The sequence below is a fragment of the Pseudomonas sp. USTB-Z genome (genome assembly GCF_019691255.1).
GTDB classification, from domain to species: Bacteria; Pseudomonadota; Gammaproteobacteria; order Pseudomonadales; family Pseudomonadaceae; genus Aquipseudomonas; species Aquipseudomonas alloputida.
Genome location: NZ_JAECZP010000004.1, coordinates 1 through 15,623, shown reverse-complemented (window position 1 = coordinate 15,623; position 15,623 = coordinate 1). Strand labels below are relative to the sequence as shown.

Here is a 15,623-nt window from a genome sequence, read left to right as displayed (position 1 = left end):
AGTCCTGCAATGAAGCTGGCCCACCACACACGATCACAGGTCGCCTGGGTGCTGTATTTCAGCATCTTGTTCGGCTCGTTGCTGTGCGCCATGGGCCATGGGCAAATGGCCGGGTTGCGCCTGGCTGGCATGGATGATGCCGCCTGGTGCACGGCCGACAGCAGCGGCATGGTCCAAGGTGAGCAAGACTTCAGCGATCCGAGCCTGCCTGCCGGCGGTGACTGCGTGATCGCCAGCCTGTTCAGCGCCACACTGCTGGCCGTATTTTTCGGCCTACTGACCCTGCTCGCCGGCGAGCCGGGCAGCCCTTTACCCAACCAACCTCCGCCACGCCTGCCCAAGCAGCGTTGGCCACTGGTCAATCCCCGCGCCTCTCCCGCTTCGCTTCTCGCGTTCTGACATCGCCACGTCCCCGTGCCGCCTGATCGGCAGCGGGCGTGTGCTCACCGATTTCAGCCAGGAAGCCTTGCATGTTCCGCATGACCACTTTGGCGCTGCTCGTTGGCAGCGCAACCTGTGCCTGGGCGCAGGATGACACCCTGACCCTGCCGGCCAGCACTGTCACGGCCACAGCCAATCAACCCACGGAGGCAACCCGCCTTGACCTTGATCGCCCCATCGAAAGCGGCTCGCGGCTGAACCTGAGCGCCAGGGAGAACCCCGCCTCCGTCAGCGTTGCCGACCGCAAGACCATGGAGCGCATTGGCGCACGTAACTTCCAGGACGCCGCCAATGCACTGCCCGGGGTTAACGCCTCGGCTCCGCCCGGCTGGGGGGGATATGTGGCGTACCGAGGGTTCAACGGTGCCCAGATCAGCCAGTTGTTCAATGGCATCAGTTTGCAGTATGGCGGCGCGGCGCGCCCGGTGGGCGCCTGGATCTACGACCGCGTCGAATTGCTCGGCGGGCCGTCCTCCTTCCTCAACGGCAGCGGCGCTGTCGGTGGCAGCCTCAATTTCATCACCCGGCTGGCAAGCCGTGACGAAGACACCTTCGAAGGGCGCGTCAGCTATGCACGCTACGACACCATGGAAACGTCGATCGCCTTCAACAAGGCGCTGAACACGGGCGACGGCCCACGCCACTATGCACGCCTCGACTACAGCCGCACCAGCACCAACGGCTATATCGATCGCCAGGAGAATGGGGCCGGCAACCTGGCCTTCTCGCTGCTTAGCGACATCAACGACCAGCTCTCGCACACGCTGGCCATCGAGTACCTGGAAGAGCAAGAGGACAGCCCCTACTGGGGCACACCGGTATTGCAGCCACTGGTCGGTACCTTGCACATCGACAAGCACAACCGTTTCAACAACTACAACGTCGAAGACGGTCGCTACGAGCAGCGCACCCGGTGGCTGCGCTCGATCACCGACTACCGCGTCGACGACAACACCCAACTGCGTAATACCTTCTACCACTACAACGGCCAGCGCGATTACCGCAATCTCGAGGTGTATCGCTACAACGCCGACAACAGCGCCATCGCTCGCTCCGGCGGCTATCGCCAGCGGCACGACCAGGAGGTCAACGGCAACAAGCTCGAGCTGACCCACCAGGGCCAGTTGTTCGGCATGGCCAGCGACTGGGCGTTCGGCATGGACTACAGCACCAACCAGCAAACCAACTACCCGCTGTCCAAGGGGGCGTTCGACACGGTTGACCCGAATAGCTTCGAACCCGGGCACTTCCTCGATATCCCCGGCATGGACGCGCCCATGACCAAGGGCAGAACCACCACCACCGACACCACCTCGGCCTTCGTCGAGAACCGTACCCGCCTGACCGATCAACTGTCATTGATCACCGCGCTGCGCTACGACCATATCGACTTCGACGTGGTCGACCATGTGGCGCGAGCCAGGCTCGACCGACGCTGGGACGCCATCACCGGTCGCCTGGGCCTGGTCTATGACCTGACCTCCAACGTCAGCCTGTACACCCAATACAGCACCTCGGCCGAACCACCAGGCGGTACCCTGACCAGCGCCTCGATCAGCCAGGTCGGCGACTTCGACCTGAGCACCGGCCGTCAGGTCGAGGTAGGCAGCAAGTTCGACTTCCTCGACGGCCGCGGCTCGGCGACGGCAGCGGCGTATCGCATCGTGCGCAAGGATATCTCCGTGCCCTCCTCGACCGTGCCCAACACCACCGAGCAGGCGGGCCAGCAGACCTCCACCGGCATCGAGCTGGCAGCCTCGTTCAAGGTCACGTCCAAGCTGCTGGCGGCGGGCAACTTCAGTTGGGTGAATGCCGAATACGATGAGTTCAACGAGACCATCGGCGGCGTGGTGTACTCGCGCAAGGGCAAGCACCCGGTCAATATCCCCGACCGCGTGGCCAACCTCTGGTTGACCTACGACCTGGCGCCCGGCTGGCAGGTCGGGGCCGATGCCCGCTATGTCTCATCGGTGTACGCCAACACCGCCAACACCGCATGGGTACCGTCGTACACCGTCTACGGGCTGTCCATGACCCACGACCTGGACAAGCACGTGCAAGTCAGCGCGCGGCTGCGCAACCTCACCGACGAGGTGTATGCCCGCTTCATCCACCAGACCAACACCCAGTACTACCTGGGTGAACCGCGCAGCCTGGAAGTCGCTGTGCAGTGGCGCTACTGATGAGCGTGGAGCCAGCTGTACCTGTGGCACCGCTGGCTGGGCATCGTCGCCTGCCTGTGCATGGCGCGGTGGTTCGTCTCTGGGGTTGCCATGCTGTATGTCGGCTACCCCAAGCTGACACCGACCGAGCGCCTTGCCCACCAGCCGGCTTTGCCGGCGGGGTGCTGCGCCGAGTTGCCCGACCATTGGGCGCAACAGCCGCTGAAGGCGCTACACCTGTTCGCCTGGCTGATGCGGGTGTTCAGGGTGGCCGCCAGCATGCGCAGTCATTGAGCCCTCAGCGTGGTGCACCTGCGACAAAATGGCCTGCCACGGAACGTATACAGCCCGCAACGGATGCGGCTCAATTCGCTCCACGTTCGTTCGGGCCGTCATGCCTTGCCGCTGCCACGGGACCAGTGGCCTCGGCTGAACCCCGCGCCTCGCCCCTGGCCTGAACCGTCGCTGCTGTCTTGTGGTCATGGCGTGCGCTGCACGACGCCTGACCTTGCCCGACCGTTTTGCCAGGAAACCACCCATGCCTGCGTCCCGTTGCACCGCACGCGCCGTATTGCCCGTGCTCGCCTTGTTCGGCCTCAACCCACTGTCACTTGCCATCGCTGAAACACTGCCTGCCGAAAACTCGGTACTCACCCTCGGCGCGGTCAATGTGACCGGCACCGACAGCGGCCCCCTGGCCACAACCAGCGTGCTCAGTTCGGTGGATATTCTGGGCGGTGACATCCTCGAGAAGATGCCAGTTGCCTACAGCTGGGAGCTGTTCCGCCGGGCACCGGGGGTGATGCTCACCGAGTTCAACCAAGGCACCACCTCCGGCAAGCTTTCGTTCCGCGGTTTCAATGGCGAAGGCGAAATCAACGCCGTGAAACTGTTGATCGACGGCATTCCCAGCAACACCAATGACGGCAACATGCCCTTCATCGACTCGGTGTTCCCCATGGACATCGACAGCATCGAGGTGGTGCGTGGCACCAGCGATCCGCGCTATGGCCTGAACAACATTGCGGGCAACGTCAACATCAATACCCGTACCGGCGGCAACTACAACAAAGCGCGCATGCGTTATGGCAGCTTCAACACCCGCGAGGTGCAACTGGCCAAGGGCATCGAGACCAGTAACTGGACGCAGAACTACTTCTTCGCCCGCCAGCAGGTCGACGGCTACCGCGACCATGCCGACACCGAACGCTACAGCTTCGGCGGTAAATGGTTCTACACCCCGGACGATGGCAACTACCGCGTGGGCCTGATCGCCCGCCATTACGAGTCCGAAGCGCAGGAGGCCGGCTACCTGACCGAGGACAACGCCCGCCACCACCCGCGCATGAGCAACGACTACAACGCCACGGACAAGGGCACGCGGCGGATGAACCAGGTCAGCCTGCATTTCGATACCGAACTGGCGCAGACCCTGTCCTGGTCCGCCAGGACCTACGTCAACACCTTTGACGACCGGCGCTGGACCCAGTACTGGAGCAGCAGTTCGCAGCAGGAACGCGACACGTACGAAACCCAGTACGGCGCCATTACCTCGCTCACCTGGCGCCCGCAGGTCGACTGGCTGCATGCCTTCGCCCTGGAAGGCGGCAGCGATATCCAGAAGCAGGAAAACCGCAGCGAACGTTACCGCACGCTCAACCGCGTGCGGCAGGCGCAAACCCGCGACCAGCGTTACGACTTCAACACCGTGGGGGCCTATGTGCAGGCGGAGATCGAACCGGTCGAATCGCTGAAGATTGTCCCGGCGTACCGTGTGGACAGGATCAGCGGTGACTTCACCAACGAGATGACCGGCCAGGATTACGACATCAACGACTACGGCCTGATCAAACAGCCCAAGCTCAGCGTGGTCTATTCACCCTGGAAGGTCGCCAGCGTCTATGCCAATTGGGGCAGAACGTTCCAGGTGGGTACGGGCGCGGCCGCCTACAAAGTACCACCGCGCAACGAAGACCTTTCTCCGTCGATCAACGAAGGCTGGGAAACCGGTGTCAAGTTCACGCCAGCCGGTTGGGTCGATGGCCGCTTCGCCTATTGGCGCCAGGACGCCACGGGCGAGGTCAGCCGCCGTCTGAACGACCCCAGCGGCGAGTCGGACAACGTCGGCGAGACACGCCGCTGGGGCTATGACCTGCAGGTTAACCTGCACCCGGACGCACGCACCGAGATGTGGATGTCGTATTCCTGGCAGTACTCGAAAATCCTTGAGCCCAGCAGTGCCTTGCCAGCCAGCAAAGGCAAGGAAATCGACCACGTGCCGCATCACCTGTGGAACACCGGCATCAGCTACCAGGCCACCCCTGCCCTGCAATTGACAGCCTGGATGAATGGCCAGACCCACTACTACCTGGAACGCGAGAATACCCAGGGCCGGTATGGCGGTTACGTACTCACGAACCTTGGCGCGACGTACAAGGTCACCGAAGCGATGAGTGTCGACCTGCAGTTGAAGAACCTCACCAACCGCGACTATGAGTACGTGTGGTACGACCCGGATGGTGCGGAGGCTTCCCTGCACGCCCCGGGTGACGGTCGAGCACTGTATGCCGGCGTGACGTTCGACTTCTGAAAGTCTGCACGTTGGTCGGCGCCAGTGGCTCGGGCAACGCCCTCAGTGGCCTTGGCTTGCTCGACCGCTTGTTGGCCGTCGCGATCAATTGGCTTTCGAAGTGCCGGAAAACACGCTATGTTCGTGATTGAACTTGCGAGGGGAAACTGTGCAGCCAAGGCAGCCTTCGATCAAGTAAAGGATCCGCGCAACGACGTGAAATACGGGAAACGTCGCAGGTGCCGTAACCGTGGCGATAACCCGTGCTGCACTGCCACTACTTACCGCAACGCTTTCTGAATCCAGCAATCGAACAGGGCAAAGGGCATCACATGTGAACGCCAGGAGGCTTTTCCAGGACGCCGTCAAAGTGCCAGAATCCGCTACCGGTCACACGCGGCGGCGCCAGCCATGACAAACCTTGATCCCGGCGATGAAATAGCCTACTCCGTACGGAGGGATCGGCTTGAACAGCTGTTTGTCCAGTCGGCGCCCGCTGTGCTTGGCAGCTTCCTGGCCGCCGTCATGCTGTGCTGGTTGGGCTGGGAGCGTTTCGACCCGCAAAGGGTCATGGTCTGGATGACGTTATTGGGCCTGTCGACCGGCGTGCGTACCGCCATGTTCTTCGCCTATCTGCGAGCACCGGCCAACCAGCGCACGGCCGAACGCTGGGAGTGGCGTTACTGGGTCACGCTGATGCTGTCGGCGGCTATCTGGGGCTGGGGCGCCTTTGCCGTAATGCCCACCGACGACGCGCTGGGGCAGACGCTGATCATGTTGTTTGCCGTCGGCATGTCTGTCAGCGCGGTGTCGTGTTACTCCTCCTACCGCAACATGACCCTGGTGTCGATGGGCCTGGTCTTGCTGCCTTCTACAGGCTGGCTACTGTTGCAACCTTCCACGCTGCAACAAGGGATAGCCTTGGCGGTGCTGGTGTTCGCCTGGTTCGTGGTCAGCGCGACGCAAAGCCTGTCCTCGGCATTGACGACGGCCTGGCGCCTGAAACACGAAATGCACCGCGCGCATCGGCTTGCCATGGTGGCCTCGTGCACGGACGAACTGACCGGCCTGAACAACCGACGTGCTTTTTTCGACAACGCTTCGGCGCAGCACGTCCAGTGCAGGGATGCGGGTACATTCATGGCCGTGTTGATGCTGGACGTCGACCATTTCAAACAGATCAACGACACGTTCGGGCATGCCGCAGGCGACCAGGTGCTGCAACGCATCGGTGCAGCGATCAGTGCCAGCCTGCGTGACAACGACATTGCCGGCAGGCTGGGCGGCGAGGAGTTCGCCATCCTGCTGCCCAATACGCCGCCAGACACGGCGATTGAGGTTGCCGAGCGCCTGCGGGCCCTGATAGCCAAACTGCGTGTGAATGATGAACACCCGGTCACCGCAAGCATAGGTTTAGCGTTCGCGAACGCCCCTGCCACTGAGCTCAGCGCATTGCTCAGCAGTGCAGACAGCGCCATGTACCTTTCCAAGGTATCGGGCCGTAACCGGGTCACGGTCGCCGAACCGGAGCAGGAGGCATTGCACAAGCAGCACTAGCTCCTTCAAGGAAGTGCTATGCAGGGTCCTGGGCCACGGCGTCACCCGGCGCTGGGCGCAGCGTGCGCACGGCATCGTCGAACAGGTGTAGGTTGGCATGGGCCTGCAGCCGTTGCGGCAAGCGTGCGTTGGCAATCGAACCCCGCAAGTCGTGCCAATGCTGAACAAGTTGTTGCGGTTATTGAAGAAAATCTACCGAGACTGACTCCGTCTGCCTAGCGTGGTGAAATCCGATCGACCTGTAGCGCCTCTTTGACGTCCCAAGAGAGCACCTTGGCAAATCACCCCAGAGGCGAGGTACTCATGAACGACCGCATCATCGCGTTTTTCACCGAAACCACCCTATTCGGCATCTCCATTCTCAATCTGCTGGTGGCGCTGACAGTCGCCACCATAGTCTTCCTGGTCGCCCGTGCCGCCATCAGTTTCCTGATGCGCCGGGTACGGCGCTGGTCCGAACACGAAGGCCCACTGAGCCAGATAATGGCCAAGGTGCTTTCCGGCACCAGCAACGTTCTGTTGTTGCTGGCCTCCTTGCTGGTGGGCCTGAGCATGCTCGACCTGCCCGAGCGCTGGCTGAGCAGGGTCAGCAGCCTGTGGTTCGTGGTCGCTGCCTTGCAGATTGGCCTGTGGGCCAACCGCGCCATCGGCCTGGGCCTGAGCCGCTACTTCGCCCGCCACCGTACCGACGGCCTGAACCAGGGCAGCGCACTGGCAACCCTTTCGGCCTGGGGCGCGCGGGTCCTGCTGTGGTCAGTCGTAGTGCTGGCGATGCTGTCGAACCTGGGGGTGAACATCACCGCCTTCGTCGCCAGCCTTGGCGTGGGTGGCATCGCGGTGGCGCTGGCTGTGCAGAATATCCTTGGCGACCTGTTCGCTTCGTTGTCGATCGCCGTGGACAAGCCGTTCGAGATCGGTGACTTCATCGTCATCGGGCCCCTGGCGGGCACCGTTGAGCACGTTGGCCTCAAAACCACACGCATCCGCAGCCTCGGCGGCGAACAGATCGTCATGGCCAACGCCAGCATGATCAGCAGCACCATCCAGAATTACAAGCGCCTGCAAGAGCGTCGCATCGTGTTCGAGTTCGGGCTTTCCTACGACACGCCCACCGAGGCCGTGAAGAAAGCGCCAGGCATCGTAGAAGACGCCATCAAGGCCCAGGAGCAGGCGCGTTTCGATCGCGCTCACCTGCGCGGCTTCGGCAAAGAGGCGCTGGAGTTCGAGTGTGTCTACATTGTCCGGGACCCAGGCTACAACCTTTACATGGACATTCAGCAGGCGATCAACTTCAGGCTGCTGGAGCGGTTCTCGCAAATCGGCGCCAAGTTCGCCGTGCCGGTGCGCGCGATCAAGGTCACGGCATTGCCAGAGGCCTCCGGCCTGCATGGCCAGGCTCGCGAAGGCCTGAGCATCAGAGGCGCTTGATGCTGGTAACCTGCCCGGGCCTTCAGATAGGTGCGCCGCAGGGCGTGCACATGCGCACGCCCTGCCCGCGCTGAAACGCTATTTCAGCGCGGCGATGAAGCTGTCTTTCAGCACCTCGAGAAGGAAGTCTGCATTGGCCCGGCTGAAAATCATCGAAGGGCGCATTTTCAGCACGTTGTCATGCGGGCCTTCGGTGCCGATCAACACGCCGCGCTCCCGGGCACCATCAGCCACTTTTCTGGCCAGGGCCGTGGCTGGCGCCTTCGACTGGCGGTCGGTAACCAGCACGACGCCGAGAAACAGGCCCAACCCACGCACATCACCAATCACGTCGAACTGCTGCTGAAGCTTGCGCAAACCCTCGAGCAGGTAATGGCCGACACTCAAGGCGTTTTCTTTCAACTGGTCGCGCTCGATTGCATTGAGTACCGCCAGGCCTACCGCGCATGACACTGGGTTACCGGCGAAGGTATTGAAATACTCCATACCGTTGTTGAAAGCATCGGCAACCTCGCGCGTGGTCACTACCGCCGACATCGGGTGGCCGTTACCAATGGGTTTGCCCATGCTGACGGCATCCGGGACCACGCCCTGGGTCTCGAATGCCCACCAGTGGCTGCCGACCCGGCCAAACCCGACCTGAACCTCATCGGCCAGGCACAGACCACCTTCGGCGCGCACCATGGCGTACACCTCCTCAAGGTAGTGTTCGGGCAAAAACACCTGCCCCGCCACGCTGGGGATCGATTCGGCAATGAAAAACCCGGGGCGCTTGCCTGCCTTGCGCATGGCATCCAACTGCTCTGCCACCGACTCGGCAAAGCGCTTCCCGTGCGCTTCCACGGGCCAGTGCGCAGGCGCGTAGTAGCTGTCCGGGACCACGGCCTCGTAAACATGCGACGCCCTGCCCTTGCCCGCCTTGCGCTTGTACTTGTAAGGGCTCAGATCGATCAGTTCCTGAGTGGTGCCGTGGTAGGCCCAGTCCAGCACGATCGCCTGATCACTGCCTGTGTAGTTGCGCGCCATACGCAGCATCAGGCTGTTGGCCTCACTCCCCGAGCAGCCAAAGGACGCTACGCAAAGGCCCTTGGGCAAAGTGCCGGTCAGGCGTTCGGCGTATTCGACGATGTTGTCGTGCAGGTAGCGGGTATTGGTGTTGAGCAGCGCAGCCTGGCGGGTCATGGCTTCGACCACGTCGGGATGACTATGGCCCAGGTGGCACACGTTGTTGAAGCAGTCCAGGTAGGCCCGCCCGAAGTTGTCGATCAGCCATACGCCATCACCGCGCACGAACTTGATCGGGTCGGTGTACGAAATGGACAGGTTGGGTAGCAGCAGTTCCTTGCGCCTGGCAATGATCTGGGCCTTGGTCATCCCCTGCTGGCTATAGGTCTCTGGCGGGATACCGGCCAGGGCCGAGGCATCGGGGAACAGGTCGGCCCACGCTTCGCGGTATGCGGGCTCACCCACGCCAATGACCTCGCACGCGCGCAACTGGGTATCGGTGACCAACTGCAGATGCAGGTGGGGAATCCAGCCGCCGTTCTCGTGATCGCTGCCCATGTAACCGACGAGGTCGCCCGCTTCGAGCTTGTCACCGGCCTTCAAACGGCTGAGCGCCTCGTGGGCCATGTGCCCCCACAGTGTCAGAAATGGCGGGCAACCGGGCGGGGTATGCTCGAGCATCACCAGGCCGCCATAACCCAGAGGGTCTTGCTCAACCTCGACGCTTCTGACGGTGCCGGCGATCGGTGCGTACAACGGCGTACCCGCTGGCATCAGCAAATCTACCCCCACATGCAGGGTCCGGTGCTGCCCCTTGATGAAGCGAGACTCAAAGGCGCTGTCGGTATAGACGGCACGTACCTCGCCCCATGGCCCGATGCCCAGCGGGGCCTTGTGCGCGGCAGAGCATTCATTCCACCACCGCGTCGCATCTGCAGGGCGCTGCTGGGCCGAGGCAATGGTCATCTCATGGCTGGCATCGCCAAACGGCGCGATGACCTTGTCCAGAATGGCGGCTGACGGGCGCACCAGATCGGCAAACGACTTGTGGTTGTCAGCAATCCAGCGGCGGACTTCCCCCGCACCTTCGATGGCATCGAAACCACAGGCCTTGCGCAGAATGCCGGTGGCCAACCGTGGGTTCATCGAATCGAGCTGTTCCAGTAGACGCCAGGCAGGCGCTTCACTGATCGCCAGGTAAGGGTTGTCGTCGGTCTGGTCCTGCCGGGAAGCGGAGAACGTGACGCTAATGACCAAGCGCATGGCAATCAGGTTGAACAACACATCAAGCTCTTGCGCTTGCAACGGGTACTTCTCATGGAAGCCGGCCACCAGCGCAGCAGCAGCGCCGATCGGGTCGTCCATGTCGAGAATGGCGTAGGCGCTGGCGATTGCGACCTCGGCAATCAGAACGGTGTGCACGGCATCGCCAAAATCGATGAAGCCAGTCACGTTACGGGGCGTTTCGGCATCGACCAGGATGTTCCAGTCGTTGGCATCGTTGTGGATCACCTGGGCCCGAAGGGACGCCAGTTCAGGCTGTACCGTCTGCTCGAACCGGGTGATGAAGCGCTCGGCAACGGCCCGGCGATCAGGGTCCTTGATGCAGTGCAGCCGCGAACGGGAGCGCGCAGCATGGCGTAAGTCCCAGTCCAGGTCGCGGACTGCGCCCGGGTGCATGAAGCCCTGCAGCGCACGGTCAAGTTCACCGAGTGCCTGGCCGAAGTTTCTCATCAGCGCCAGGGAGCGTCTGGCCTTGGCAAGTGGCGTGCCGGCCAGCCAGCTGACCAGGCGCACAGCGTGCTGTTCACCGGTGCTGCTGGCCACAGACGGCAGGTAGTCGCCCGTCACGCTGGCCCGCAGGTGTGGTACGCCCAAATGCGCGCCATGCACGCCCAGGTGGTCGAGTAGCGCGGTTTGAAACTCGCTTTCTACCCTGGGCTCGCTGGCATTGACGATTTTCAGTATCCAGCCTGCATCTACGCCAGTCTCCAGGCGATAATTGCGATCACGCTCCCCATCCAGGGGCGTTGCAGTGCCGGTGACATTGAAGAAATCTTTTGCAAGGCCCTCTGCATCGCTTGCCGAAAACCGAGGTGCCGGGTGGGAAAGGTCTGTCATATCATCAGGTTCCGAGCGCGCTGATTGTTTTTCAATAGCTTGTCATGCGCCGCCGAAACGGACACCCTGCATACGGTCGGGCGCAACAGGCATTATGCCGGTTCCGACCGGCATAATGACGGCAAGCTTATCAAGGGGCTGCAATGCGTGACCTGGACGCTAAAGATCGTGAGATTCTTGAGGTACTTTCGAAGGACGCGCGTATTGCGCTCAAGGCGTTAGCCGGCCGCATAGGCCTTTCCCGAAGTGCCACCACCGAGCGTGTCGCCAACCTTGAACGCAGCGGAGTCATTCGCGGTTATCGCGCTGACATCGGCGAAATAGACGCCAACGTGATACGCGCGATCTTGCTGGTGACGTTGCAGCGCACGCCTGCCATGGGGCTGCTCGACCAGTTGGCAACGGACGCGCGCGTACGGCGGGTGTCGTCGGTGAGCGGTCAGCTCGACCTGGTGGTTGAAGTGGAGACCCGAACGATCGACGACCTCAACCAGGTACGCGACAACGTGGCACGTCACGAATCAGTGGATGACATTACCACGTCGGTAGTCCTGCGCCGTGATATCGACCGCCAGGGCGCCTGATACCTGCAGAGGCAGTAGACAGGCCATACTCACCCAAGCCTCACAGGTGTCGAAGCACGCCCTGAATCTCGCGAACGACCTGCCGCGTTGCCTCGTCGACGGTCCCTTCATTACGGCACAGCACCCAGCCTTGCTCCGCAACCGCACGCTCGAACGCCTCGGTACAGGCAACCTGTTCATCCAGGTTATGGATCACCGTACTGCCCAGCCCACGCGTGCGCGCCGCGGCCCTCGCCCACGAGGTTTCAGGCGTTGTGACAACCCCGACATGCAAATCGGGCACTTGCACGTTTCGTTCGAGGTTCAGGCGCAGGATCTTGTCAAACGGCACTGTGCGGCGAAACGCAGCGTCAGAGGGGTACCAGCGGTCAATCAGGATGATGCTGTCAGCGGGCTGCCTGGGCAGTACATGTCGGGAAATCCAGGCTCGGCTTTCAGCGAAGCGTTCGCAAACCTTGAACTCTAGGTCCTGGCAAGGGCTTCTGGAAAGCTGGTTGACCAGGGCCATGGTCTCGCCCCGGTGAGGATCATTCTTTCTTTCGCAAAGGCGGATCACCTTGTTCCCGTCCAGCCGTAACGCTTGAGTGACAGCCTCCAGCAGCGTGGTCTTGCCGGTACCCTTGGGCCCATCGATGGAAATAAACAGCGGGCGGTTCATCTTGCAATACCAGTTGGCTCAAGCGCGGGATAAGACCATTGATCGTAGCTGCGTTCAAGCGATTCTCGACGGGAGTACATCCGTACTCCATGCTGTGATCAAAGCATTGCCTTGGGAATGGACCGGCATTGCCCGACCCGCCATCCCCAAGGCGTGCAATGCCTGCTAGGCTGACGGACGATGGCGGACCTGCAGCCCGCCTCCCCTTACCCACAGGCACGGGCCAATGACCTACAACCCCCACGTTAACCTGACCAACTGCGACCGGGAGCCCATCCAGATTCCCGGGAGCATCCAGCCCCATGGCTGCCTGCTGGCCTGTGATGCCTCGGCGACCGTGGTGCTGCGCCATTCGGTCAACGCCCCACAGATGCTGGGTGTAGCAAACGATATCAATGGTCAGAAACTGCACGCGGTGCTGGGTGACGAGGTCACGCATACGCTTCGCAACGCACTTGCCCGTACCCGGGATGCCTCGCGGCCCGCGCTCAGTTTCGGCGTGACGTTGCCCAACGGCGCGGCCGTCGACATCGCCGCCCACTTGTACAAAGGCACGGCAATCCTCGAATTCGAGCCCGCCGGGGCGAGCATCGCCGAACCGATCGAGCTGGCCCGCACACTGATTGCCCAACTGCGCGAAATCGACCAGACCCACAAGCTGTTCCGCGACGCCGCCCGCTTTGTCAGGGCGGTGCTCGGTTACGACCGGGTGATGATCTACCAGCTGGGAGCCGACGGTGCCGGCAAGGTGGTTGCCGAGTCCAAGCGTAGCGACCTCGAAAGCTTCATGGGCCAATACTTCCCCGCCTCCGATATCCCCCAGCAGGCCCGCGCGCTCTACCTGCGCAACCCGATCCGGGTAATCTCCGACGCCCAGTTCAATACGGTCGCCATCAACCCGGTGCTCGACCCCTCGGGCGAACCGCTCGACCTGTCCTACGCGCACCTGCGCAGCGTCTCGCCGATCCATTGCGAATACCTGTGCAACATGGGCGTGGGCGCCTCGATGTCGATTTCCGTCATCGTCAATGGCGAGCTGTGGGGAATGATTGCCTGCCATCACTACGCACCGCGCACGCTGGCCATGGGGCAACGTGTGGCCGCCGAGATGTTCGGTGAGTTCTTCTCCCTGCATATCGAGACCCTGCGTAGCCGGCAAAAACTCGAAGCTGCCGTGCGCATCCACAAAGCCCTGGACAGCCTGCTGCGCGACGCCAACCAGGCGGCGGACATTGATGGGTTCTTCCACGCACGCCTGCCCCGGTTGATGTCGCTGATTCCCTGCGACGGCATCGGCATGTCGCTGCTAGGCCGCTGGTCGTGCGCAGGGCTCGCGCCGCCCCAAACGGCCGTGCCTGATCTGCTGCGCCTGGCAGACATGGTCAGCGAAGGCCGAATCTGGGCGTCCAATCGCCTGTCGACGGTGCTTCCGTCGGCCCAGGCGTATTTTAATGATGTGTCGGGTGTGCTGATCGTCCCGATGTCGCAACACCCAAGGGATTACTTGATCTTCTTCCGCAAGGAGGTGGTCGAGACACTCGATTGGGCCGGGGACCCGAACAAGACCTATGACAGCGGCGCGTTGGGCGACCGCCTGACGCCCCGCAAGAGCTTCGCCATCTGGAAAGAAACCGTTCACCAGCAGTCGCTACCCTGGACCGAGCAGGACCGCCAGTTTGGCGATGCCATCCGTACCGCTATCGTCGAAGTGGTACTGCACAACAGCGAACTGCTCGCCAGTGAACGCGCCAAAGCCGACGTGCGCCAGCGCATGCTCAACGAAGAGCTCAACCACAGGGTCAAGAACATCCTGTCGCTGATTGGTGCACTGGTTGCCCATCCGACCCCGGAGAGCCAGACCCTGCAGGACTATGTGGCAACGCTCAAAGGGCGTATCCAGGCCTTGTCGTTGGCCCATGACCAGGTGGTGCGCGGTGACGGTGGCGGGCGCCTGGCGAAGCTGCTGGAGGCCGAGCTTTCTCCCTATCGCACGGCTGCCGACGTGATCGAGTTGCAGGGCCCGAACGTCATCCTCGATGCGCGCGCGTACTCGGTCATGGCGCTGGTGCTGCATGAACTGGCCACCAACGCGGCCAAGTATGGTGCGCTATCGCGGGCTGGCGGCAAGCTTTCGGTGAGCTGGGCAATCGACGCCAGCAACGCCTGTGCCATCAGTTGGCGGGAAATGGGTGGGCCAACGGTACGCCCGCCCAGCCGCAGCGGCTTCGGCACGGTGCTGATCGACCGCAGCATCCCATTCGACCTGGGTGGCACCAGCGCAGTGGAATATCACCCCGAAGGCCTGCAAGGCTTTTTCAGAATCCCGGCCAAGCACCTTTCCGTAGCCGAAACGGCAGAAACCGCTCTCCCGGCCACGCCTCTGGCCCGTGCAAACGGTGCGCTTGCAGCGCGCTCGGGCTTGTGTGTGCTGATACTCGAGGATCAACTGGTGATTGCAGTAGGCCTGGAGCAAATTCTCAACGATGCGCAAATCGAGGACGTGATCACCGCCAGCTCCGAGGACCAAGCCATGCAACTGCTTGGTAGCCACAAACCGGACGCGGCAATACTGGATGTCAACCTGGGCACCGGAACATCCATTTCCGTAGCAGATGAACTGGTTCGCCGGCAGGTCCCGTTCCTCTTTGCCACCGGCTATGGCGACGGCCTCAGCATTCCCGAGCACTTGCAGCATGTGCCCATCACCCGCAAGCCTTATGACGCCAATGCCATTCTGGCCAGCCTGCAAGGTCTGCTTGAGCTGGGGTGAATGGGATACAGAAGCAGCCTTGTATTGCGAAAAGGCCCGTAAAGCCGACACATTACCGTCGGCTATACGGGCCTCTTTGCAGCACCAGGCCGCGCCGGCCAAAAGACGGCGCCGGCCTGTCAGGGCTTACACCGCCAGCGCGCGCTCACGCAGCTCGCTGTTGAGAATGCGGTCGTTCTCGCTGTAATCGACCGGGCAGTCGATCACGTGCACACCTGGGGTCTTGATGCAGTGCTCCAGCAGCGGCAGCAGGCCTTCGGCGCTTTCCACGCGGTGGCCGTTGGCGCCGTAGGCTTCGGCATACTTGACGAAGTCCGGGTTGCCGTAG

Annotated in this window: 11 protein-coding genes and 1 pseudogene; 8 read left to right on the top strand and 4 right to left on the bottom strand. The window is 62.2% G+C overall.

Annotated elements, in window-relative coordinates:
• The first annotated feature begins 9 nt into the window (after window positions 1-9).
• The 5 genes and pseudogenes from I8746_RS05960 (at window position 10) to I8746_RS05940 (ending at window position 6,729) form a co-directional block, all read left to right on the top strand.
• A complete protein-coding gene (locus I8746_RS05960) occupies window positions 10-399 on the top strand; it encodes a DUF2946 family protein (RefSeq protein ID WP_012052243.1) in 390 nt (129 codons plus the stop codon).
• Window positions 400-470: 71 nt separating this feature from the next.
• Window positions 471-2,624 carry a TonB-dependent siderophore receptor gene (locus I8746_RS05955; RefSeq protein ID WP_012052242.1) on the top strand — a complete coding sequence of 718 codons (2,154 nt, stop codon included), beginning with the start codon at window positions 471-473 and terminating at the stop codon, window positions 2,622-2,624.
• A 60-nt stretch (window positions 2,625-2,684) separates the two neighbouring features.
• Window positions 2,685-2,863, top strand: a pseudogene (locus I8746_RS05950) (PepSY domain-containing protein); the annotation flags it as partial.
• A gap of 278 nt (window positions 2,864-3,141) precedes the next feature.
• Window positions 3,142-5,193 carry a TonB-dependent receptor gene (locus I8746_RS05945; RefSeq protein ID WP_012052240.1) on the top strand — a complete coding sequence of 684 codons (2,052 nt, stop codon included), beginning with the start codon at window positions 3,142-3,144 and terminating at the stop codon, window positions 5,191-5,193.
• Between the two features lie 477 nt (window positions 5,194-5,670).
• Entirely contained in the window at window positions 5,671-6,729 is a 1,059-nt protein-coding gene (locus tag I8746_RS05940; RefSeq protein ID WP_221100400.1) for a diguanylate cyclase, read from the top strand.
• Window positions 6,730-6,745: 16 nt separating this feature from the next.
• On the opposite strand, the gene I8746_RS27090 is transcribed toward I8746_RS05940, so the two are convergent.
• Window positions 6,746-6,877 carry a hypothetical protein gene (locus I8746_RS27090; protein ID WP_256559582.1) on the bottom strand — a complete coding sequence of 44 codons (132 nt, stop codon included), beginning with the start codon at window positions 6,875-6,877 and terminating at the stop codon, window positions 6,746-6,748.
• Window positions 6,878-7,032: 155 nt separating this feature from the next.
• Here I8746_RS27090 and I8746_RS05935 point away from each other — a divergent pair, with 155 nt between their 5' ends.
• On the top strand, window positions 7,033-8,157 hold the full coding sequence (locus I8746_RS05935; protein ID WP_221100297.1) for a mechanosensitive ion channel family protein: 1,125 nt from the start codon (window positions 7,033-7,035) through the stop codon (window positions 8,155-8,157).
• 78 nt (window positions 8,158-8,235) lie between these two features.
• Here I8746_RS05935 and I8746_RS05930 read toward each other — a convergent pair whose 3' ends face one another.
• On the bottom strand, window positions 8,236-11,283 hold the full coding sequence (locus I8746_RS05930; RefSeq protein ID WP_221100296.1) for an aminotransferase class III-fold pyridoxal phosphate-dependent enzyme: 3,048 nt from the start codon (window positions 11,281-11,283) through the stop codon (window positions 8,236-8,238).
• Window positions 11,284-11,426: 143 nt separating this feature from the next.
• Between I8746_RS05930 and I8746_RS05925 the strand changes: the two genes are divergently transcribed.
• On the top strand, window positions 11,427-11,867 hold the full coding sequence (locus I8746_RS05925; protein WP_004374903.1) for an Lrp/AsnC family transcriptional regulator: 441 nt from the start codon (window positions 11,427-11,429) through the stop codon (window positions 11,865-11,867).
• Between the two features lie 40 nt (window positions 11,868-11,907).
• On the opposite strand, the gene I8746_RS05920 is transcribed toward I8746_RS05925, so the two are convergent.
• Window positions 11,908-12,525, bottom strand: a complete 618-nt coding sequence (locus I8746_RS05920) for a dTMP kinase (RefSeq protein WP_012052227.1) — start codon at window positions 12,523-12,525, stop codon at window positions 11,908-11,910.
• A gap of 226 nt (window positions 12,526-12,751) precedes the next feature.
• Here I8746_RS05920 and I8746_RS05915 point away from each other — a divergent pair, with 226 nt between their 5' ends.
• On the top strand, window positions 12,752-15,295 hold the full coding sequence (locus I8746_RS05915) for an HWE histidine kinase domain-containing protein (RefSeq protein WP_221100295.1): 2,544 nt from the start codon (window positions 12,752-12,754) through the stop codon (window positions 15,293-15,295).
• A gap of 126 nt (window positions 15,296-15,421) precedes the next feature.
• Here the strand turns inward: I8746_RS05915 and I8746_RS05910 are convergent.
• Window positions 15,422-15,623, bottom strand: a 202-nt coding sequence (locus tag I8746_RS05910; protein WP_256817661.1) for a thiamine pyrophosphate-dependent enzyme, incomplete at its 5' end; no start/stop codon positions are given.